At 64.8% G+C, this 22,108-nt stretch carries 19 protein-coding genes; 14 read left to right on the forward strand and 5 right to left on the reverse strand.

Annotated elements, in window-relative coordinates; genetic code table 11:
- From WBG82_RS03175 to WBG82_RS03215, 9 genes are all read left to right on the forward strand, one after another.
- On the forward strand, positions 1 to 668 hold a 668-nt coding region (locus WBG82_RS03175), incomplete at its 5' end, for a 2OG-Fe(II) oxygenase (RefSeq protein ID WP_424421275.1).
- A complete protein-coding gene (locus WBG82_RS03180) occupies positions 665 to 1,333 on the forward strand; it encodes a 2OG-Fe(II) oxygenase (RefSeq protein ID WP_424421277.1) in 669 nt (222 codons plus the stop codon). The genes WBG82_RS03175 and WBG82_RS03180, both read left to right, overlap by 4 nt.
- Positions 1,334 to 1,440: 107 nt before the next feature.
- Positions 1,441 to 2,655, forward strand: coding sequence for an amine dehydrogenase large subunit (locus WBG82_RS03185; protein ID WP_424421280.1), 1,215 nt, complete (start codon positions 1,441 to 1,443; stop codon positions 2,653 to 2,655).
- Positions 2,656 to 2,663: 8 nt separating this feature from the next.
- Positions 2,664 to 3,197, forward strand: coding sequence for a MauE/DoxX family redox-associated membrane protein (locus tag WBG82_RS03190; protein WP_424421283.1), 534 nt, complete (start codon positions 2,664 to 2,666; stop codon positions 3,195 to 3,197).
- 4 nt (positions 3,198 to 3,201) lie between these two features.
- Entirely contained in the window at positions 3,202 to 3,825 is a 624-nt protein-coding gene (gene mauD, locus WBG82_RS03195) for a methylamine dehydrogenase accessory protein MauD (RefSeq protein WP_424421285.1), read from the forward strand.
- Positions 3,825 to 4,331: a methylamine dehydrogenase light chain gene (locus WBG82_RS03200; protein ID WP_424421289.1), complete on the forward strand. Its 507-nt coding sequence runs from the start codon at positions 3,825 to 3,827 to the stop codon at positions 4,329 to 4,331. The genes mauD and WBG82_RS03200 overlap by 1 nt, the downstream gene beginning before the upstream one ends.
- A gap of 2 nt (positions 4,332 to 4,333) precedes the next feature.
- Positions 4,334 to 4,729 (forward strand): c-type cytochrome, encoded by a 396-nt coding sequence (locus WBG82_RS03205; protein WP_424421291.1) that lies wholly within the window; start codon positions 4,334 to 4,336, stop codon positions 4,727 to 4,729.
- 88 nt (positions 4,730 to 4,817) lie between these two features.
- Positions 4,818 to 7,139, forward strand: a complete 2,322-nt coding sequence (locus WBG82_RS03210) for a Tex family protein (protein WP_424421294.1) — start codon at positions 4,818 to 4,820, stop codon at positions 7,137 to 7,139.
- 91 nt (positions 7,140 to 7,230) lie between these two features.
- A complete protein-coding gene (locus WBG82_RS03215) occupies positions 7,231 to 7,578 on the forward strand; it encodes a hypothetical protein (RefSeq protein WP_424421296.1) in 348 nt (115 codons plus the stop codon).
- Positions 7,579 to 7,676: 98 nt separating this feature from the next.
- Here the strand turns inward: WBG82_RS03215 and WBG82_RS03220 are convergent, their stop codons facing one another.
- The gene (locus WBG82_RS03220) at positions 7,677 to 9,437 is read right to left on the reverse strand and encodes a class I adenylate-forming enzyme family protein (RefSeq protein ID WP_424421299.1); all 1,761 of its coding nucleotides are present in this window, start codon (positions 9,435 to 9,437) and stop codon (positions 7,677 to 7,679) included.
- A gap of 242 nt (positions 9,438 to 9,679) precedes the next feature.
- Between WBG82_RS03220 and WBG82_RS03225 the strand changes: the two genes are divergently transcribed.
- From WBG82_RS03225 to WBG82_RS03245, 5 genes are all read left to right on the forward strand, one after another.
- Positions 9,680 to 10,942, forward strand: a complete 1,263-nt coding sequence (locus WBG82_RS03225; protein ID WP_424421301.1) for a cytochrome P450 — start codon at positions 9,680 to 9,682, stop codon at positions 10,940 to 10,942.
- Positions 10,943 to 11,053: 111 nt separating this feature from the next.
- Entirely contained in the window at positions 11,054 to 11,482 is a 429-nt protein-coding gene (locus WBG82_RS03230; RefSeq protein ID WP_424421303.1) for a globin domain-containing protein, read from the forward strand.
- A gap of 46 nt (positions 11,483 to 11,528) precedes the next feature.
- Positions 11,529 to 13,547: a YgiQ family radical SAM protein gene (locus WBG82_RS03235; protein WP_424421306.1), complete on the forward strand. Its 2,019-nt coding sequence runs from the start codon at positions 11,529 to 11,531 to the stop codon at positions 13,545 to 13,547.
- Between the two features lie 102 nt (positions 13,548 to 13,649).
- Positions 13,650 to 15,065 (forward strand): aldehyde dehydrogenase family protein, encoded by a 1,416-nt coding sequence (locus WBG82_RS03240; protein ID WP_424421309.1) that lies wholly within the window; start codon positions 13,650 to 13,652, stop codon positions 15,063 to 15,065.
- An 86-nt stretch (positions 15,066 to 15,151) separates the two neighbouring features.
- A complete protein-coding gene (locus WBG82_RS03245; RefSeq protein ID WP_424421312.1) occupies positions 15,152 to 16,600 on the forward strand; it encodes an amidase in 1,449 nt (482 codons plus the stop codon).
- 3 nt (positions 16,601 to 16,603) lie between these two features.
- Here the strand turns inward: WBG82_RS03245 and WBG82_RS03250 are convergent, their stop codons facing one another.
- From WBG82_RS03250 to WBG82_RS03265, 4 genes are all read right to left on the reverse strand, one after another.
- Entirely contained in the window at positions 16,604 to 17,803 is a 1,200-nt protein-coding gene (locus WBG82_RS03250; protein ID WP_424421315.1) for an MFS transporter, read from the reverse strand.
- Between the two features lie 127 nt (positions 17,804 to 17,930).
- Positions 17,931 to 19,283, reverse strand: a complete 1,353-nt coding sequence (locus tag WBG82_RS03255; protein ID WP_424421317.1) for a DUF1329 domain-containing protein — start codon at positions 19,281 to 19,283, stop codon at positions 17,931 to 17,933.
- A gap of 36 nt (positions 19,284 to 19,319) precedes the next feature.
- Positions 19,320 to 21,035: a DUF1302 domain-containing protein gene (locus WBG82_RS03260; protein ID WP_424421320.1), complete on the reverse strand. Its 1,716-nt coding sequence runs from the start codon at positions 21,033 to 21,035 to the stop codon at positions 19,320 to 19,322.
- A 123-nt stretch (positions 21,036 to 21,158) separates the two neighbouring features.
- Positions 21,159 to 22,108: aminotransferase class III-fold pyridoxal phosphate-dependent enzyme (locus WBG82_RS03265; RefSeq protein ID WP_424421322.1), on the reverse strand; the 950-nt coding region annotated here is incomplete at its 5' end.

Raw genomic sequence — 22,108 nt, forward strand, 5'->3', positions numbered from 1 at the left:
TCGATTACGAAGCTCTCAAGGCTGCAAAGGTCGAACCGGACCCCTATCCGCATTTCGTCGTGCGCGATTTCATACCGGGCGAGATGCTGAGGAAAGTGATCCGGGATTTTCCCGATCTCGACATGGCAGGACTCTTCCTTCCCGAAGCTGCAGGCGGCGGACCCGTTTTCAACAAGCTGCTTGAGGAACTGAGAAGCGGGGAGCTCGCCCGCATCATCGGCGAGAAGCTCGACCTCGATCTCGAAGACCGGCCGCCGCTCCTCACGATCAGAAGCTGCTGCCAGGCGCAGGACGGGCAGATCCATTCAGACTCGTCCTTCAAGCTCGCGACGCTGCTCCTCTATCTGAACGAGCCATCTCTCGACAATGCATGGGCGCCCACGGGCGGGCGGCTGCGCGTGCTGCGCGGGCCGGACGATCTCGACGATTATGCGACGGAGGTGCCGCCCGACGGGGGCACGCTTGTCTGCTTCAAGGTGCAGCCGAATTCCTGGCACGGACATGCGCCGTTCGTCGGCCCGCGCCGCTATGTGATGCTCAACTACTGCCGCGACGAAGACGTGCTGAGGCGCGAGGAAGCGCGCCACCGCGTGTCGGGCAATGTCAAAAGGCTGAAACGCTTTTTCGGTCTCGGGCGAATAGCGGACAGGGTGGAGGCACGGCCATGACGCAAACTTCCGCAAGCGGCGAGACGATCGGCCGTCATTTCCTCGAGGCGCTCGGCGAAGCGGCGGGGGAAGGCTTCCCCTTCCGCCACTGGCTGCTGCGCGATGCGCTGCCCGCCGATGCGGCGCACGCCATCCCTGCGCTTCCCATCGCGCCGCCCGCGATCGACGACACGCAAGGAAAGCGCGAGACGCATAATGCGACGCGGAGTTTCTTCGCGGGCGAAAACCTCTCGCGTTTTCCGGTCGCGCGCGCGATGGCGGACTGTTTTCAGGCACCTGAAACCGTGCGGCAGATCGAGCGCGCGACAGGCGCGACGCTCGCCGGCAGTTCGCTGCGCATCGAATATTGCCAGGACACGGACGGTTTCTGGCTCGCGCCCCATACAGATATCGGCGCCAAGCTCTTCACCATGCTCATCTATCTCTCGGAGAGCCCGGAGGCGGCGGGCTGGGGCACGGATATTTACGACGGCGAGCTTCGCCATGCGGGCTCGGCGCCCGGCGGCTTCAATCGCGGGCTCATTTTCGTTCCGGGTCCGGACACATGGCATGGCGTCGAGCAGCGCCGGTTCAAGGGCGTGCGCAAGTCGGTCATCGTCAACTATGTGAAGCCTGAGTGGCGGGCGCGCCACGAACTCGCCTTTCCCGACCGGCCGGTCGGCTGAAAGGCGGCTTGAGCCCCAATCAGGGCTTTCCCGAAACCCAAATCTGACGCCAAATAAGGCGAAGGGACCGGCCTGCCGGTCCGGCGGGAATCGCGGGGGGAGGACACATGCGCGCCTTGGCTTCGATTGCGGCGGCCGTTCTTGCGCTTACGGCGGCGCCCGCGCTTGCGGCCGATCTCGAGCCGGAAACGCTCCGTGTGGAGGTGCTACCGGACGGGCCCAGGGATCACTGGGTCTGGGTCGGCGATCTCGGCGCCCAGCACAATCCCGATACCCGCGCTGTGCTCGTCGATGCCGACACGGGCAAGATGCTCGGCATGCTGAGCACCGGCTTCTGGAGTTCGGGCGTACTGCCGCAAAGATCGACCGGCAATATCGTCGCGCTCGAAACCTATTTCGAGAAGGGCACGCGCGGAGCCCGCCACGACTATGTGACCGTGTACGATCCGCGTACGCTGCTGCCGCTCCATGAAATCGAGGTACCGCCCCGGCGCATGACGGCGCTCGTGCAGACGCGCATGGCCGGCATGACCGATGACGACCGCTTCCTCGCGATCACCAATTTCACGCCGAAGCAATCGGTGAGCATTGTCGATCTCGGCGAGAACCGCTTCGTGGAGGAAGTGGACACGCCGGGTTGCGGGCAGATCTATCCAATGGATGCGCGGCGCCTGTTCCTCATATGCGGGGATGGCGGCATCAAGGTTCTGACGCTTGACGACAGCGGCAAGGTCACCGGGCAGAAGGACGGCAAGGCCTTTTTCGATCCCTTCGAGGATCCCGTCATCGTCCATGCGGCGAGGATCGGCCATGACTGGCTTTTCGTTTCCTTCAACGGCGACATCTACCAGCTCGACGCATCGGGAGCGGAGGTGACGCTTCGGACGAAATGGTCGCTCCTCAGCGACAGCGAGCGGAAGAAGGGCTGGCGCACGGGCGGCTATCAGCCGCTCGCCATCGGCCGGCGGGACGGCCGCCTCTATGCGCTCATGCGCAAGGGGCCGGAAAGCACCTATGAGGAACCGGGCGACGAGGTCTGGGTCTATGACATAGCGGCGAAAAAGCGCGTGGCGAAATTCGATCTCGCAAACCCGACCCTCGCCATAGAGGTGAGCCAGGACGAAAAGCCGATCGTCTATGCCGCCTCCATGCAGCCCGTCATTCCCTACTGGTCGCTCGCGGTTCTTTCGGTTCTCGGCAAGATCGGCGATATACTCGATCTCGTGAAGCCGGCGCTCGATGTTTACGACGCGCATGCCGGAACGCATCTCAGAACCGTCGATCATGTCGCGTCCTTCGCGACATCGCTGCAACAACCATGAGCATGGCGATGCTGACGATCGATCCCGTCGCCGATCTCGCGCTCCGTCTGGCGCTCGCCGCCATACTGGCGATCGCGGCCTTTCACAAGCTGCGCGACCGCGCCACATTCGAGGCGCAGCTCGCGGCCTATGCGCTGCTGCCAGAGGGGCTCGTTCACCCCATGTCGCGCGCGCTCCCGCTCATCGAGGGTGCGGCGGCGCTCTTTCTCGTGGCGCGGTCGGAACATGCCGCCCTGCTCTCTGCCGCGATCTTCATCGCCTATGCGGGCGCCATCGGCATCAATCTCGCGCGGGGGCGGCGCGACATCGATTGCGGCTGTGGCGGCCCCGGCCGCAAGCAGATGCTCCATCCGGCGCTCGTGCTGCGAAATCTCGTCCTCGCCATCGCCGCGGCGACGGCGCAGCTACCGCTCGCGGGGCGCGCGCTCTCCATCGCGGATTACGCGGTCGGCATTCTCGCGGGCATCGCGCTTCTCGCGCTTTACGAGGCGGTGAATGCGCTCATCGCCAATCTCTCATCCCAGACGCGCCTGAAAGCCTGAGCACATGGAACAGACCCTCATCGTCTCGAACATCCTGCTCTGGCTTGTCGTCATCGGACTTGGCTGCGCGGTGATCCTGCTCGCGCGGCAGGTGGGCGTTCTGCATGAGCGCATCACGCCTGTCGGCGCGCTGATGATGGCGAAATCCGTGCGCGTGGGCGAGGCGGCACCGCTCCTGCGCCTTGCGAGCCTCACGGGCGGCGAGGTGACGATTGGCGGCAAGAGGGCGGATGGCGAGAGCACGCTCGCCTTCTTCCTCTCGCCGACCTGCCCCGTCTGCGCGACGCTGCTGCCAACGGCGCGCGCCCTTGCGCGGCAGACGCCGGGCCTCCGGCTCGTTCTCGCAAGCGACGGCGATGCGGCGGAGCACCAGGCCTTCATCGCCCGCAAGGGGCTCGGCGACCTGCCCTATGTGCTCTCCGAACAGCTCGGTCTCGGCTTCGGCGTGAGCAAGCTTCCCTATGCGGTGCTCATCGACGGCGAGGGCATCGTCCGCGCGCATGGGCTCGTCAATACGCGCGAACATCTCGAAAGCCTCATCGAAGCGGAACGCGAGGGCGTCGCCTCGATCCAGGACTACATGAAACGCGACAGGACCGCGGCCGAGGCCGCGCGGGGAGGTGAGTGATGGGGGCGATCGACAGATGGACGGAACGCTCGGCACGCATGCTCGCGCGGCGTTCCTCACGGCGCGGCTTTCTCGCAAGGGCGGGCGCGCTTCTCATCGGCGCCGGCGTCGCGCCGCTCCTGCCCGTCTCGCGCGCCGGGGCGGCGGCGAAGGATGACGGCGATCCCACGCGCTGCGACTACTGGCGCTACTGCGCCATTGACGGCTTTCTGTGCAGCTGCTGCGGCGGCAGCACGAGCACCTGCCCGCCGGGAACGGTCGCCTCGGCCATCACATGGGTCGGCACATGCCGCAACCCGAACGACGGCAAGGACTACATCATTTCCTACAATGATTGCTGCGGGCGGAGCGGCTGCGGCCGCTGCACATGCCAGCGCGACGAAGGCGACCGGCCGCTCTATCGCACCGACACGGCGAATGACATCAACTGGTGCGCGGGAAGCGGCGCCGATATCGTCTATAACTGCTCGACCGCCGTGCTCATGGGCGTGGCCACGGGAGAGTGACCTTGCGGCTCGCGGCGCTCGCGTTTCTTCTCTGCCTCGGCGCTTCGGCGGCACTTGCCTCCCCGCGCACAGATTACATGCTGCGCTGCATGGGCTGCCACCTGCCCGACGGCGCGGAGACGCCGGGCAAGGTGCCGCCGCTCAAGGATCACGTCGCGCGTTTCCTCTCCATCGACGGCGGGCGGGCCTATCTCGTGCAGGTGCCCGGGACGCGCCAATCCGTGCTCTCCGACAAGGCGGTCGCCGATCTCCTGAACTGGCTCGTCACCCATTTCGACGCGGCGCATATGCCCGAGAGTTTTGCGCCCTATAGCGAAGTGGAGGTGAGGGAACTGCGCTCGCATCACCTCAAAGACGCGGCCGGCGAGCGCGCGCGCCTCATCGAGCGGATGGAGTAGCGCCCCGGGCGCTTTGACCGGCGGCGCGGGCGCGGGTAAAACCCGCCTCTCCCTTTTCACCCCCCGCGTCAGGTTTTCCACAGGTCCGATGAAATCCATCCAGCAGCGCATTGCCGAGGAACTCGGCGTTCAGGAACGACAGGTCACGGCGGCGGTCGATCTTCTCGATGGTGGCGCGACGGTGCCCTTCATCGCCCGCTACCGCAAGGAGGTGACCGGCGCGCTCGACGACGCGCAGCTCCGCACGCTCGAGGAAAGGCTGCGCTATCTGCGCGAGCTGGAGGAACGGCGGAAGGCCATTCTCGAAAGCATCTCGTCGCAGGGGAAACTCACCGACGCGCTGCGCCAGTCGATCGAGGCCGCCGACAACAAGGCGCGGCTCGAGGACATCTACCTCCCCTTCAAGCCAAAACGGCGCACCAAGGGCCAGATCGCGCGCGAGGCGGGGCTCGAACCGCTGGCGGACGCGCTTCTCTCGACGCCGACGCTCGATCCCGCCGAAACGGCGGCGGCCTATGTCGATGCGGACAAGGGTGTCGCCGATGTCGCTGCGGCGCTCGATGGCGCGCGCGCCATTCTCGTCGAGCGCTTCGCGGAACATGCCGAACTCATCGGCTCGCTGCGCGAGGAAGTGTGGACGCGCGGCCGGCTCGTCTCGCGCGTGCGCGAGGGCAAGGAGGCGGAAGGGGTCAAATTCTCCGACTATTTCGACTTCAGCGAGCCGCTGACGAAACTTCCCTCCCATCGCATTCTCGCGCTCTATCGCGGCGAGAAGGAGGAAGTGCTCCAGCTTCAGATCGTGCCGGAAGAGCCCGTGGAGGGGCAGCCCAGCACCTTCGAGCGGCGCATCGCGCATCAGTTCGGCATTGCCGACATGGGCAGGCCAGCCGACCGCTGGCTCCTCGACACGGCGCGCTGGGCCTGGCGTACCAAGATCCAGATTCACATCGATGTCGACATGCGAACGAGGCTGCGCCAGTTCGCGGAGGACGAGGCGGTCAAGGTCTTCGCCGGAAATCTGCGCGACCTGCTGCTCGCCGCCCCCGCCGGCACACGGCCGACGCTCGGCCTCGACCCCGGCTACCGCACCGGCGTCAAGGTCGCGGTCGTCGATGCGACGGGCAAAGTCGTCGCCACATCGACCATCTTTCCGCATGAGCCGCAGCGGCGCTGGGACGAGGCGATCGCCATTCTCGCGGGCCTTGCGCGCACGCATAAGGTGGAACTCGTCGCCATCGGCAACGGCACGGCCTCGCGCGAGACGGACAAGCTCGCGGGCGAACTCATCAAGAAGCATCCCGAATTGCGGCTGACCAAGGTGATGGTCTCGGAGGCGGGCGCCTCGGTCTATTCCGCCTCCGCCTATGCCTCGAGCGAGCTTCCCGAACTCGACGTGTCGCTGCGCGGCGCGGTCTCGATCGCCCGGCGGCTTCAGGACCCGCTGGCCGAACTCGTCAAGATCGACCCGAAGTCGATCGGCGTCGGCCAGTATCAGCACGACATCAGCGAGCACAAGCTATCGCGATCGCTCGACGCGGTCGTTGAGGATTGCGTGAACGGCGTCGGCGTCGATGCAAACACGGCATCCGTGCCGCTGCTTGCCCGCGTGTCGGGGATCGGCGAGAGCCTGGCGCAGGCGATCGTCGCGCATCGCGACCGGACGGGCCCCTTCCGCACGCGCGCCGCGCTCAAGGAGGTGCCGCGCCTCGGCGCCAAGGCGTTCGAGCTTTGCGCGGGCTTTCTGCGCATTCCGAACGGCGACGATCCGCTCGACGCATCGAGCGTGCATCCGGAAGCTTATCCGGTCGTGCGCCGCATCATCGAAAAGACCGGTGACGAACTCAGGAACCTCATCGGCAACACGGCGACGCTGCGCGGGCTCAGGCCGCAGGATTTCACCGACGAGAATTTCGGCGTGCCGACGGTGAGCGACATTCTCAAGGAACTGGAGAAGCCGGGCCGCGATCCCCGCCCCGCCTTCAAGACAGCGGCGTTCAGGGAGGGTGTCGAGAAGCTCAGCGACCTCGAGCCCGGCATGGTGCTCGAGGGTGTCGTCACCAATGTCGCCGCCTTCGGCGCCTTCGTGGATATCGGCGTGCATCAGGACGGGCTCGTGCACATCTCGGCCATGTCGACGAACTTCGTGAAGGACCCGCGCGACGTGGCGAAGCCCGGCGACATCGTGCGCGTCAAGGTGACCGAGGTGGACGTGCCGCGAAAGCGCATCGGCCTTACCATGCGGCTCGACGATGCGGCGGAGCCGCGCCAGCCGCGCACAAGCGCAGGCGGACAGCGGGGCGGACGCCCAGCTCCGAAGCCGCAGCAGGAGCGCAAGGGCGAAAGCGCCATTGGCGGCGCCATGGCGGAGGCACTGCGCCGGGCGGGCCTCAGCCCCGATCGCGGCAAATAGGCTCAGAACCTGCGCGACGCTCTGCCCTCTAGCGGGGCGGGCGCGCGGGGACTAAGCTTGAGATTGAAGCAACAATGTCACGAGGCGCGTCATGACCGGGTGGACGGGTACCGGCGGAAACGGCAAGCACCGCGAGAAATCGGTGGTGCGGCTCGTCGTCATGAACTGGATTCTCGGCGCAATGGTCGGCGTCATCTGCGGCGCGGTCATGCTCGGCTTCGACATTGGCGGCGTGCGCGGCCTGCTCTTCGGCTCCGACCAGATGTGGGCGGGGCTCGTGCTCCTCTTCGGCGGCTTCATGACGACATTTGGCGGCGTGGTCTGCGCCACGGCGATCATGACCGTGCCTTATGAGGACAAGGGCCCGCGCGGCGGCAGGCTCGTTCCGGTCGAAAAACCGGCGCTTCGCCTCGCGCCCGTTCCCGTAAGGCGGCGGTGACGGGCGGTCCGTCAGGCGGGACAGTCATCAGGCGAAACAGGCTGACGCTCCAAATCTCCCGGCCGTAGCCGGGAGACGGGAGTTCAGGTCAGAAAACCTCAGGCCGAGGGCTCGGCGAAGATCTTCTTAAGTTCGGTCTTGAGGATCTTTCCGTTCGCGTTGCGCGGCAGCGTCTCCGGCCAGAAGACGACTTTCACCGGCACCTTGAAGGCGGCAAGGCGCGAGGCCACGAAGTGGCGAAGCTCCTCCTCCGTCGCCGTGGTACCCGGCTTCAGATGCACCACCGCGCCCGGCTCCTCGCCCAGCGTCTTGTGCGGGATCGGCACCAGCGCCGCATCCATGACCGCCGGATGCTCGTAAAGAACGTTCTCGACCTCGACGCAGTAGATGTTCTCGCCGCCGCGGATCAGCATGTCCTTGGCGCGGTCGATGATGTAGCAGAAGCCTTCCTCATCGAGGCGCGCGAGGTCGCCCGTCTTGACCCAGCCATCGACGAAGGTCTGCGCCGTCGCCTCGGGCTTGTTCCAGTAGCCCTTCACGACATTCGGCCCCTTGCCCCAAAGCTCGCCCACCTCGCCCGGAGGCAGCGTCTCGCCATTGGGACCGACGACCTTGAGCTCGCAGACCGGCACAGCCGGACCGCAGCTCGACGGGCGGTTCTCGTAATCCTCGCCCTGATGGTTGGTGAAGGTGGCCGAGGTTTCCGTCATGCCCCAGCCATTGCCCGGCTGCGACTTGGGGAAGACTTCCTTGATCTTGCGTACAAGCTCGGGCGCGGAAGGCGCGCCGCCATAGGAGATGCCCTCGAGCGAGGAGAGATCATATTTCGGCCGGTTCGGATGCTCGATGAGCTGCCAGGCGATGGTCGGAACGCCGCCCGCGCCCGTGATCCGCTCGCGCTCGATGAGCTGCATGGCAAGCTCGGGATCCCATTTGCGCATCATCACGAGCTTCGCCCCACCGAAGAGCGAGGGCGACATGATGGCGTGGCAGCCGGTCGCATGGAAGAACGGCACGGAAATGAGCGTCGCCTTCTGCGGCGCCGAGGGATCGGGCTGGGGCGGCATCTCTCCCCGGCGCAGATAGGTCCGCGCGGCCGAAATGCCCGACGCCATGATGTTCGAAACGATGTTGCGATGGGTGCCGAGCGCGCCCTTCGGCTTTCCGGTCGTGCCGGAGGTGTAGAAGATCGTGGCGTCGTCCTCGGGCTCCAGCGGCACATCGGGAAGTGGCCTGTCGGGAAGCTTGCCCCAGTCGTTCACCGCGCCAAGCACCGTTTCGAGCCTGACGATCATCGGGTCCGTCACTTCCTCGTTCTGGCGCGTGACATAGACGCGCTTGAGATCGGGGCAGTTCTTCAGATGCTCGCTGATGCGCTCCAGCCGTTCGGCATCGACGATGGCGACCTTGGCGCCGGAATCGGTGAGGCCATATTCAAGCTCGGGCCCCGTCCACCAGGCGTTGAGCGGCGTGACGATGGCGCCTGCGAGCGCCGCGCCATAGAAGACCGCCGGCCATTCGGGCAGGTTTCGCATGATGATGGCGACGCGGTCGCCCTTCTTCACGCCCTGCGCGATCAGCTCATGCGAGAAGGTCAGGGCGGCACGCGCGAAGGACTCGAATGTCGCGCGGTCGTCCTCATAGATGAGAAAATCCTTGGCCCCATGCGCACGGCCCGCGATGAATGCCTCGCGCAAGGTCGGCGGCGCGTTCTTCCAGACGCGCATCTTGACGCCGCGAATGACCTTTTCCTCCATCTCGAAAGGAATTCCCGGCGCGGTCAGAAAGGCATGGGCTTCGGCAATCGTCATTGCCGGCCACTTGGCTTTTGCGCCCTGAGCGGTTGCATTCTCGGTCATCGGCATCTCGCGGGTTCGTGTTCAGGAACTTGAAGAGGCGGAGAATGGGCCAGCGGCGCGCGCATCGCAAGTGCCGAGCACTGGCGCCGAACCCCACGCGCGCGACGCCAACGATGATGGCAAACCGACAGTAATCCGCCATTGCATGCAGACGCTGGCCACAGCCTGCCCCAACGGCTACCATCGCGCCAGAAACGGCCCGAGGAAAAAGGGCCGGTGTACAATAATCGGGAGGACAGCGGATGAGCCAAGCCGCGCCCAATACACCTAGAAAAGCAGTGTTCGACCCCTATTCGATTCCGATCGAGGAAATCGACGTCGCCAATCCGGAGCTGTTCCGCTCCAACGCGATGTGGCCGCATTTCGAGCGGCTGCGCCGCGAGGACCCGGTGCATTACTGCGCCGACAGCCAGTTCGGGCCTTACTGGTCGGTGACCAAGTACCACGACATCATGGCGGTCGATACGAACCATGCCGTCTTCTCCTCGGAAGCGGCGCTCGGCGGCATCACCATTCGCGACGGGCGCGAGGATTTCCGCCTGCCGATGTTCATCGCCATGGACCCGCCCAAACATGACGCGCAGCGCAAGGTGGTGAGCCCGATCGTCGCGCCGGAGAATCTCGCGCGACTCGAGGGCACGATCCGCGAGCGCGCCGGACGCATTCTCGACGAACTGCCGCGCAACGAGCCCTTCGACTGGGTGGACAGGGTTTCGATCGAGCTGACGACGCAGATGCTCGCCACGCTCTTCGACTTCCCCTTCGAGGACCGGCGCAAGCTCACGCGCTGGTCGGACGTGGCAACCGCCGATCTCAACTCCAACATCGTCGAATCGGAAGAGGCGCGCGAGAAGGAGCTGCTCGAATGCGGCGCCTATTTCACCGATCTGTGGAACCAGCGCGTCAATTCCGAGCCCAAGGGCGATCTCATCTCCATGCTCGCGCATGCGGATGCGACGCGGAACATGGAGCCGATGGAATATCTCGGCAACGTGATCCTGCTCATCGTCGGCGGCAACGACACGACGCGCAACTCGATCTCGGGTGGGCTTTACGCGCTCAACCAGTTCCCGGATCAGTACAAGAAGCTGCGCGACAATCCGGACCTCATTCCCAACATGGTGCCGGAAATCATCCGCTGGCAGACGCCGCTCGCGCATATGCGCCGCACGGCGCTCGCCGATGCGGAGCTTGGCGGCAAGACGATCAGGAAGGGCGACAAGGTCGTCATGTGGTACGTCTCGGGCAATCGCGACGATGAAGTGATCGAGCGCCCGAACGAACTCATCGTCGATCGTCCGCGTCCGCGCCAGCATCTCTCCTTCGGCTTCGGCATTCACCGCTGCGTCGGCAACCGGCTCGCGGAAATGCAGCTCCGGATCGTCTGGGAAGAGATCCTGAAGCGCTGGCCCACCACCCATATCGAAGTGGTGGAGGAACCGAGCCGCGTGCTCTCGAGCTTCGTGAAGGGCTATGAGCGCATGATGGTGAGAATCCCGGCCTGACGCCCGCCTGAGGGTTTTCCCATCGGGAACACCGACGCCTGACCTCCCTCGAAGCGGACCTTTCCACCCGCTTCGAGGGAGGCGGCATCGCGAAAGAGCGGAGAGCGATCCTTGAACAGCCCCGTGAACGGCGAAGCGATCATGCGGAGCCTCGATCTCGTCGCCGAAAAATGCGGCGATCCCGCGCCCTTCGTCTATGAGCGGCTTTTCCGGCAGAGCCCGGAGATGAAGCCGCTTTTCCTCAGCGATACCAGCAATCTCGCAAAGGGCGAGATGCTCTTCCGCGTCATCGAGTGCTTTCTCGATTATGCGGGTCCGCGCGCCTATGCCGCCAATCTCATTTCGAGCGAATTGCGCAATCACGACAATCTGGGCGTGCCGCCCGAGGTTTTCGCGACCTTCTTCAGAACGGTTATGGAGACCTTTCGCGAAATCGCGGGCGGAGACTGGACGGCCGAATTCGACGGGGCCTGGAGCGAGATGCTGCAAGGGCTCGACCGCATCGTTTCGGACCAGGCGGCGGCTATGAGCGCGGCCTGAGCCGCCTGCCATTGACGGGGGAGCCGTTCACCCGCATCTTCCCGGCATGACCGATCCCAAGCCGCTTTTTTCCTACAAGAAACACTGGGCCCACCGCTTTGGCGTGGCGCCTTTTCTGCCCATGTCCCGCGCGGAAATGGACGAACTCGGCTGGGATCAGTGCGACGTGATCCTTGTCACGGGCGATGCCTATGTCGATCACCCGAGCTTCGGCATGGCCATTATCGGCCGGCTGCTCGAGGCGCAGGGCTTCCGCGTCGGCATCATTGCCCAGCCCGACTGGCAGAGCGCCGAGCCCTTCAAGGCGCTGGGCCGTCCCGCGCTTTATTTCGGCGTCACGGGCGGCAACATGGATTCGATGGTCAACCGCTACACGGCCGACCGGCGCCTTCGCCATAATGACAACTACACGCCGGGCGGCGAAGGCGGCAAGCGGCCCGACCGCGCCGCGATCGTCTATGCGCATCGCTGCCGCGAAGCCTACAAGGACGTGCCGATCGTGCTTGGCGGCATCGAAAGCTCGCTCAGGCGCATCGCGCATTACGACTACTGGTCGGACAAGGTGCGCCGCTCGATCCTTGTCGATGCCAAGGCCGACATTCTGCTCTACGGCAATGCGGAGCGCTCGATCGTCGAGGTGACGCATCGGCTCGCGAAAGGTGCAAAGCCCGCCGAACTCGACGATGTGCGCGGCGTCGCGCTGATGAAGCCCGCCGTGCCCGAAGGCTGGACGGAGGCGCATGCCGACGATCTCACTTCGGGCGATGAGGGCGGGCGCATCCGCAGCGAGAACACCGTCGTCAGGCTTCCCTCCTTCGAGCAGGTGGAATCCGACCCCGAAGCCTATGCGCGCGCCTCGCGCGTGCTTCACCGCGAGAGCAATCCCGGCAATGCGCGCACGCTGGTGCAGCGGCACGGGCGCCAGGAACTCTGGGTGACGCGGCCGCCCATTCCGCTGACGACGCCGGAGATGGATGCGGTCTACGAGCTTCCCTATGCCCGCGCGCCGCACCCCGCCTATGGCGATGCGAAAATTCCTGCCTGGGAGATGATCCGCTTCTCGGTCACGATCATGCGCGGCTGCTTCGGCGGCTGCTCCTTCTGTTCGATCACGGAGCATGAGGGACGCATCATCCAGAGCCGGTCCGAAGGCTCGATCCTCAAGGAGATCGAGGAGGTGCGCGACAAGGTGGAAGGCTTCACCGGCGTCATCTCCGACATTGGCGGGCCGACGGCCAACATGTATCGCATGGCCTGCAAGGACAAGGAGACGGAGGCGCTGTGCCGCCGCCCCTCCTGCGTCTATCCCGATGTCTGCAAGAACCTCAACACGAGCCATGAGGCGCTCATCAATCTCTACCGCAAGGCGCGCGAGATTCCGGGCGTCAAGCGCGTGATGGTCGCCTCGGGCGTGCGCTACGACCTTGCGGTCAGGAGCCCGGCCTATGTGAAGGAGCTGGTGACGCATCATGTCGGCGGCTATCTCAAGATCGCGCCGGAGCACACCGAGGACGGCCCGCTCTCCAAGATGATGAAGCCGGGCATCGGCGCCTATGACCGCTTCAAGAAGATGTTCGACGAGGCGGCGAAAAAGGCGGGCAAGGAATATTTCCTCATCCCCTACTTCATCGCCGCCCATCCGGGCACGACGGACGAGGACATGATGAACCTCGCCCTCTGGCTCAAGCGCAACAAGTACCGCGCCGACCAGGTGCAGACCTTCCTGCCCTCGCCCATGGCGCTCGCAACAGCCATGTATCATTCGGGCAAGAACCCGCTCCGCCCCGTGCGCCGGGGCGCGTCGGAAGCCGTCGAGACAGTCAAGGGGCTGAAGCAGCGCCGCCTGCACAAGGCGTTCCTGCGCTATCACGACCCGGAGAACTGGCCCACCTTGCGCGAGGCGCTGAAGCGCATGGGCCGCGCCGACCTCATCGGGCCGGGCAAGCATCAGCTCGTCCCCGCCTGGCAGCCCGCGGGCACGGGCAGGAGCGGCGGCGAGGGAAAGCGCTTCGGCCAGAAGCACAAGACGCAGAAATTCACGACCAAGGGCGTGCGGCTGGTCTGAGGCCTGTCCGGCCTCCCGCATTGCCTAGCCTCAGCGGGCTATTTCCTCGCCGGGCGCGGTGCCGGACCCTAGCCCGGTTGCAAATTCGGACGGAGCGCCCCCTTGATCCGCATCAAGCCCTGCTACATTGACGGCCGGTGGATCGACGCCGGCGGGCGAGATATTCGCGAGCTCGTCAATCCCGCAACCGAGGAAATCTACGGACAGGTCGCTCTCGGTACGGATGAAGATGTCGAGCGGGCGGTCGCCGCCGCGCGACGCGCCTTTCCGTCCTTTGCCGCGACGCGCAGGGAAGAGCGCCTCTCGCTCCTCGAAAGCATCCTTGCCGCCTATCGGCGACACTATGACGAATTCGTCGCCGCGATCACGCTCGAAATGGGCGCGCCCGTCACCCTGTCGCGCGAGGCGCAGGCCGCGGCAGGTCCGGACCAGCTCGAAGCGACCATCGCCGCGCTCGCCGCGATGGAACCTGTCCGGCGCATCGGCAATGCGGCGATCCATCGCGACCCCATCGGTGTCTGCGGGCTCATCACGCCCTGGAACTGGCCGATCAGCCAGATCGTGTGCAAGGTCGCGCCCGCGCTTGCCGCAGGCTGCACCATGGTGCTGAAGCCGAGCGAGATGACGCCCTGTTCGGCGGAGCTTTTCGCGCGGGTGCTCGAAGAGGCGGGCGTGCCGCAGGGCGTCTTCAACCTCGTGCATGGCGATGGCCGCACGGTCGGCAGCGCGCTCGCCGCCCATCCCGATATCGACATGCTTTCCTTCACAGGCTCGACGGCGGCGGGCATCGAGGTTGCGATCAGGGCCGCGCCGACGGTGAAGCGCGTCTGCCAGGAGCTCGGCGGCAAGTCCGCAAACATCCTTCTTCCGGACGCGGATTTCGAACACGCCGTGCCGCAGGCCGTCGCCATGTGCATGGACAATACGGGCCAGTCCTGCAACGCGCCGACGCGCCTCCTCGTGCCGCAGGCGCGCCATGACGAGGTTCTCTCCATGGCCGAAGCCGCGGCGAGAAAACTCATCGTCGGCGACCCTCAGGACCCCGCCACCGAAATCGGGCCGCTTGCCTCCAGTATCCAGTTCGATCGAGTGAGGGGTCATATCGGCGCGGGTAGCCGCGAGGGCGCGGTCCTTGTCACGGGCGGCGACATGGCAGGTCAGCAGCGCGGATACTTCGTGGCGCCGGCCATATTCGGCGCCGTCCGCCCTTCCATGTCGATCGCGCAGGAAGAAATCTTCGGGCCTGTTCTCGCCGTCATGCCCTATTGCGACGAGGAAGAAGCAGTCGCCATCGCCAATGGCACGCGCTACGGGCTTTCGGCTTATGTCTCCTCGGCCGATACGGAACGCGCACTCCGCGTCGCAGCGCGGCTCCGCGCGGGCAATGTGCATATCAACGGCGCGGCGCTCGAGGCGTCGGCGCCATTCGGCGGCTACCGGCAATCGGGCAATGGCCGCGAGCAGGGAATTTTCGGCATCGAGGAGTTCACCGAGGTCAAGGCCGTGATCATGGTCTGAGGGCTCGCTGCCCTATTTGGGACATGGGCAGGGCGTCCGCCTCCGGCCTATTCTCCATGCTGATGCAAATTCCGGGGGAATGCAGAATGGCCGCCGATCTCGACCTTGTCTATTCGTCCGCGGCGGCGCAATTGCGCCTCTTCAGAGAACGCAAGCTCTCTCCCGTTGAAATGCTCGATGCGCAGATCGCGCGCGCCAACGAGGTCGAGCCGAAGGTCAACGCCATCGCCTGGCAATTCTTCGACGAGGCGCGCGAGGCGGCGAAGCGCGCGGAAGATCGCTACATGCAGCGCGAGGCGCGGCCGCTCGAAGGGATCGCGCTCGCGGTCAAGGACGACACGGATGTCGAAGGCAAGGTGACCGCATCGGGCTCCGTCCTTTTCAAGGATTACGTGGCGCCCGTCTCGCACCCTATGGTGCAGCGCTATGTCGATGCGGGCGCGATCGTCCATATGAAGACGACCGTGCCTGAATTCTGCATGGCGGGCGTCACGAAGTCGGCGCTCTGGGGCGTCACGCGCAATCCGTGGAACCTCGACTATACGCCGGCCGGTTCCTCGGGCGGATCGGGCGCGGCGCTCGCGGCGGGCATGTGCACGCTTGCGACGGGCAGCGACTCTGCCGGTTCCATCCGGCTGCCTGCGAGCGTCAATGGCGTCTATGGCTTCAAGGCACCTTACGGCCGCTTTCCGACAGTGGTGCCATGGGCGCTGGCGCCGCAATCGGTCTATGGGCCGATGGCGCGCAGCGTCGGCGACCTTGCCATGATGTACGACCTCGGCAACGGGCCTGCGCCTTACGACCACACCGCCCTTGCGAAACGCAGCCTGCCGACGCGCCTTCCCGATCCCGCGGGGATGCGCATCGCCTATAGCCCTGATCTCGGCTATGCGCAGGTCGATCCGGAAGTTCGCCGCAACACGGAAGCCGCGCTCCGCCACTTCGAGGCTCTGGGCGTTGCTGTCGAAGAGGTCAGGATCGGCTGGACGGCGGACATGGTTTACGACGCTTTCGTCGGAACGGCGCTCACGAGCTACTGGCGCAACTTCATCGATAATGTCGTCGATCTCGTGACGCAGTCGGACGATGTGTCCGATCATTTCAGGCACATGCACGCCATAGCCACCGCACTGCCGAAGGGCACGGTGGAGCGCGCGGCGGATCTCGTCGCCGGGATGAACCGGGAGATCGACGCCATCTACAGCGCCGGCTTCGATGCGATCGTCTGTCCGACGACCGCCGTTCCTTCCGTTCCGGCGGAGCACGAAGCCTTTGTCGACGAACTCGTCATCAATGGCGTGAAGGTGGACGGGTTGACGGGCTGGTGGCTCACGCATCCCTTCAATCTGCTCTATCTGCACCCCATCATCGTGGCGCAGACGGGGCGCGCATCGAACAATGTTCCGACCTCGATCCAGATCATCGCCAACCGCTATGACGATGTGACGGCATTCGCGCTCGCCGCCGCCTATGAGCGCGTGGCGCCTCCGCTTTTCAGCGGGAATGCCTTTCCTGACTTTCGCGGACGAAACTGAACCTCAGGGCTCGATCCGGTCGGCGACGATCGCCGGCCGGGCGGCGAAGAGCGCCGAGACAGCAAGCATCATGGCGACCGCGCCGAACGCCACGGCGAAGGAGCCGCCATCAATCGCCGCGCCGAGTAACGCCGGACCCAATCCCGCTCCCGCCGATGCGACGAGCATGCCCCAGATCGCAAGGCGGCCCGACCTGTCGAGACAGGCCTGCACCGCCTGAAAATAGGGGACGGCGATCGCCCAGGCGATATTCTGCAGCACGAGACCGACGATCAGAAGGAGGCTCGAGGCGCTCGACAGCGCGAGCACGAGCGTCGGCAGGACATAGGCGGCGAGCGAAGCGAGCAGCGGCCGCCAGCGCCCATAGCGGCTCCCGAAGACGAGAACGAGAACAGTGCCGGGAATGCCGCAGAGCGAGGAAAGCGCGAGGACACGCGCCGCCGATGCGGACGAAAGACCACTCAGTTCGGCATAGCGCAGCATGTAGCTCCACAGTCCAACGACCGCGAGCTCGAAAAGCGCGAAGGCGAGCACGGCAAGGACCATGAGCGGGAGCGATGTGCGGCCGCCCGCGGCACCGCCCCCGTCCGCCATCTCGGCAAGCGGTGCGAAGCCGCCATTCAGATTGAACAAGGGAGACAGAAGAATGGCGGCAAGACCGAGCGCCAGCAGCGCCACATAGATGCTGGCATCGCCGAACCATGGCTCGATCACCGGAATAAGTGCGAAGAGCACGGCCGTCAGCACGAATTGAAGCATGACCGAGATGCCGAATCCGCGCTCTGCATGTTCGTGACGGCCGAACCAGTTGGTCATGGCGCCAGCGAGAAGGCCGAGGCCGAAGCCAGCGAGGATGCGCAATGCGCCAAGCTCGGCGGCGGATGCGGCGAAGATCGAGGCGATGTCGCCTGTCGCCGCGACGGCGATGCCGACCCGTGCGATACGAACGAGCGGCCAGCGGGAAACGAGGACGATCGAAACGCCAAGGCCGACGGTCGCCGCGAGAATATTGGCCGTCGCGATGAGACCCGCCACCTGTTCCGTGAGCTTCAGATGCACGAGCCATGTGTTGACGAGCGCGGGCAGCATGGAGGCAAAGAGCATGCCGTAGCTGCCTGCGAGCGCGACGAGGAAGAGCACCGCCGGGCGGCGATGATCGATGGACGCCCACCAGGCTTGCGCCGATCCCTCGCTTGCTTCCACCGTTCAACTCCCTATCCGCCGCCACCGAGGCGAGCTTACACGTGATGACAAGAAAATGGGGCGGGATCCTGAAATCCCGCCCCAAGTAGGAGGATCAACATGCATGCGCATGCGACGGGAGGAAGGATCAGCGCGTACCCCGCTTGCGCAGATAGCCGATGGTGAACATGTCATCCGTCGCGCCGCCCGTTGCCTCGGCATGGAAATCTGGGCGGCGGTCGTCATTGTAGGCGAGGTCGAGAATGTAGCGGCCGACCTGGAAATCGTAGAAGGTCTGGCCGAAGCTGAAACAAGTGGGGACGTCATAGGCGTTTACGGTCGTCTCCTCCTGATAGCGCCAGAGCGCGCCCTGGCTGTCATAGATATCGGTCGCGACGACACGCCAGCTATCCTCGTCAATGTAGAACACGCGGCGGGGCAGGAGGTGCCTGATGCCGGGCTTCAGATTTGCCTCGACCACCCAGACCCTGTGAAGCTCGTAACGGACGAGATCGCGGTTGGGAAAGTTCTTCTTCGTCAGATCACGAACGCGATGAGCGGAGCTTGCGAAGGCATAGTTGTTGTACGGAATGAAGACTTCCTGCTTGCCGAGAAGTTTCCAGTCGTAGCGATCGAGCCGGCCGTTGAACATGTAGAGCTGATCGTTCGTCGCAAGCCCCTCATAGCCCGAGGAGGGATTGTCATAGGCGAGCGTCGGCGCGCGGCGGACACGGCGAAGACCGGGCGTGTAGATCCAGGCGTTGCGCTCGCCGTTCAGCGTCTCGTGCACGAGGTATTCCTCGCCCGCAAGCCGCGCCGGCTCGGTATAGATCGTGAAGTATTTGAGCTGCACGTTGTTGAGCGCGTCGAAGGTCGTGTTCGCGGGGTTGTAGTAGGTCGAGAGGCGAACCTCCTCCCATTTCTGCGGCACGAAATTGCCGCTCTCATCGACCACGGCCGATGTGCCGGCCACGTTGCGCCCCACTCCCTCGAAGGCAAGGCGGTGGTTCCACATCGCCTCGGCGCCCGATTGCGGCAGCGGGAAGGGAAGCCCGCCCGGCACAGCGTTCACGAGATCGGAGCTTGCGGGATCGAGCTTCGCGACGCCCACATTCTGCTTCGTCTTCTCGTAATTGCTGGCCGGAAGGGCGCAACTGCGACGCGTCGGATAGACGTCCATCCTGTATTCCGGATAGCGCGCGAAGAGCATGCGCTGCCCGGCGGTCAGCTGGTCCTTGTATTGATCGACGTTGCTCTTTTCGATCGAGAAGAGCTTCGCGTCCCCGGCATAGGGATCGACATAGTCCCCGCCCGGCTTGTAGCCCGCCGGCGGCGTGGTGATGCCGCCATCCCAGGCCGGAATGGTGCCGGCAGCATTGCCGGCGCGCTCCGCGCCGACGGGCGTGAGCTTGCCGCCGAGATCCGACGCATCGCTTGCCAAGGCGCTACCGGCGACCGCACAGGCGAGCAGAGTCGCGGCGGCGAAATACCTTTTCGACATTTTTTGACCCTTTCAGATTTCTGGATCGTGCCGCGTTCAGAACGAATAGGAGACGCTGACGGAGGCGAAGTCGCGATCGCTCGCGAAGTTCATCATCCCGCCGCCAAAATTATTGGTGTAGGCCACACCGATGCTCCAGACGGACTGATAGTCCGCCGTCAGGCGCAGCGTGATGGACTTGCGCCCGTCGATATGCGTATCAGTGAGCGCGTAGTCGAGCGCGGTGCCGCGCACATCGTGCTTGAAGCTCACGCCGGGATAGAGAACCCATGGCGTGCCCCAGATGCCCTGATAGCTGCCCGTCACATCGAGCACGTATCCGGCCGCGTTGACATCGCCGAATGTGTAGGCAGGCTTCCGGTCGAAATGCGTCCATGCGGCCTCGGCCATCACGGTCAGATCGTCCATGCCGAGCCCGCGGATCAGCGGTCCGAAAACGGGGTCCGTCGGCGGCGAGATATAGATCGCGTTGAGGATCGTCTGTGTACGGTTCGCGCGGGCAAAGCCCTCATCCCTCGCACTGCCGAAGAAGGTGACGGGGTCCGCCTCCATCGCCTTGATCGCGGCGGGCGTGAAGGGGTCGGCGAGCGGCACGGCATAGCCCGGCTGATGCGCGACCTCGGCGCCGAAAGAGACGCCCTGCCACACATAGCTCGCCGTCACCCCATAGAGGTTCTGGTCCTCGGCATAATTGAGGAAATAGGACATGGGATAGCAATCAACAGGCGTGCCAAAGCACTGCGCGTTGACGCCGAGCGCCGGCACCTTCTGGTGGTAGCGCATGTAGTAGAGGCCGAATTCCGTTTGCAGCGCGTCGGCGAAATAACGACCCGAAACGCCCCACTGGCCGGAATGGCGCGGCTCGCCGCCACCGACATCGGGGATGGCGGTGCCGAGAAGGAACTGCGTATCGGCCGGAACGCCGGACGCACCCGGATCGCCGATGCCGCCAAGAGCGGGCCCGTAGAAAATGCCCTGATGGCCGGGGCCGATAATGTCTTCCTGAGAGAAGAAAGTGCCGACCGGATCAAGCTCGGTCGGATTCCACCGCACCTGATAATAGGCAGAGATATCGAGCCCATCGAAGGGCGAGAACTGCACGAGGCCCATGGGCGCCGGGAGGAACGCCTCCTTGATCTCGGCGCCAGCGCCGCGCAGCTTCGAGGTATCGTAGGAATTGGTTTCCGCGATACCGCCGCCGAAGAAGAGGCTTTCGCCCCAGTTCAGCACCTGGTTGCCGAGGCGCACATTCATCGACATGTCACCGACGGGAACCTCGCCATAGACATAGGCGTCGAGGAGCCGGATGCGGCGGCCTTCACGATGAACCGCCGTGTCGCTGAGGTCGGTCCGTCTCGTCGAATCTCTATCGGCGAGGATCGCGTCGACGAAGTAGCTGCTGCGAAGGAAGACGCCATAGTCGCCCGACTTCACCTCGATCTCGGTGAGGCCGCCGAGTGGCGCACTGACAATGTCCCAACGGTCGAAATTGAGATCGCCATCATCGTAATTGTCCGTGAGCCCGTCCGAGGCGCAGCCCTGCGGATTGGCGGAACTGATGAAGGCGCAGTTTCGTTCCGAGGTCCGCACCATCGCGCTCGCGGAGAGCGTCGTGTCGATGGCGATATCGAATGCACCCGACTTGAACTTCATGGCCATGGCCGTTTCCGGCGTGGCCGTCGCGAAGACGAGGCCCGCTCCGACGAATATCGCCAGAAGCCCCGCCTTCCGATTTCCGTACTCCCCCTGCATAAGCCCCCCTGGTTCATGCGGGCCTGCCTCCCGAGCGGCCCTTCACAACATCCCGGCATGGAAGCCGAGGCTGCCAGACTAAAGCCATCAGGCCAGAACAAAATGGCCTAGATGGGATATTGGTCAGGCGACGCGCACACCCTCGCGAACGAGTTCGTCCGCCGTGTCGAGAATAGCGGCGCGCAGCACCTCCGCGATGAAGTCGATCTCGCCTTCGTTGAGCGTCAGCGGCGGCGAGAGCACGTTGAGATGCGCGAGCGGACGCACCAGAAGCCCTCTCTTCTGACAGTGGCGCCAGATGCGCTTTCCGATGCGCGTCTCGTCGGTAAAAAGCTCCTTGCGCGCCTTGTCGGCCACATATTCGACGCACATCATCAGCCTGCGGCCACGGACATCGCCGACGAGCGGCAGATCCCCGAGACCGGCGAGAGCGGCTTCAAAACGCGGACCGATCGCGCGCACGTGATCGCAGAGCTTCTCGCGCTCGATGATCTCGAGGCTCTTGAGCGCCGCCCTGCAGGCGACCGCGTGGCCGGAATAGGTGAAGCCGGTGTTGAAGTAGGAGCGCGCGCCGCGCAGCACTTCGTAGATCTCATCCGAGATGATGGCCGCGCCGAGCGGAATATAGCCCGAGGTCAGCCCCTTCGCGGATGTGATGATGTCCGGCACGATGCCGAATTCTGCCTCCGACGCGAAGATGTGGCCAAGGCGGCCGAAGGCGGTCACGACTTCGTCGGAGATATAGAGGATGCCGTATTTCCGGCATGTCTCGCGCATGCGCTTCAGATAGCCCTCAGGCGGAACGATGACGCCGCCCGAACCCTGGATCGGCTCGGCGATGAAAGCGGCGATGTTCTCGGCGCCGAGTTCCGAGATCTTCGCTTCGAACTCCTCGATGAGGCTGTCGGCGAACTCGGCCTCCGTCATGCCATCGGGGCGGCGATAAAGCCCCGGCGCGCGAAGATGATGGATGAAGCCGGCCTCCCTGAGCCAGCCATCGCAATAGCTCCGGTCGCTCAGCGATGCCGTCAGATAGGTGCTGCCATGATAGGCGCGGTCGCGGGAGATGATGT

Source organism: Parvibaculum sp. (genome assembly GCF_049671045.1).
Lineage (GTDB): Bacteria > Pseudomonadota > Alphaproteobacteria > Parvibaculales > Parvibaculaceae > Parvibaculum.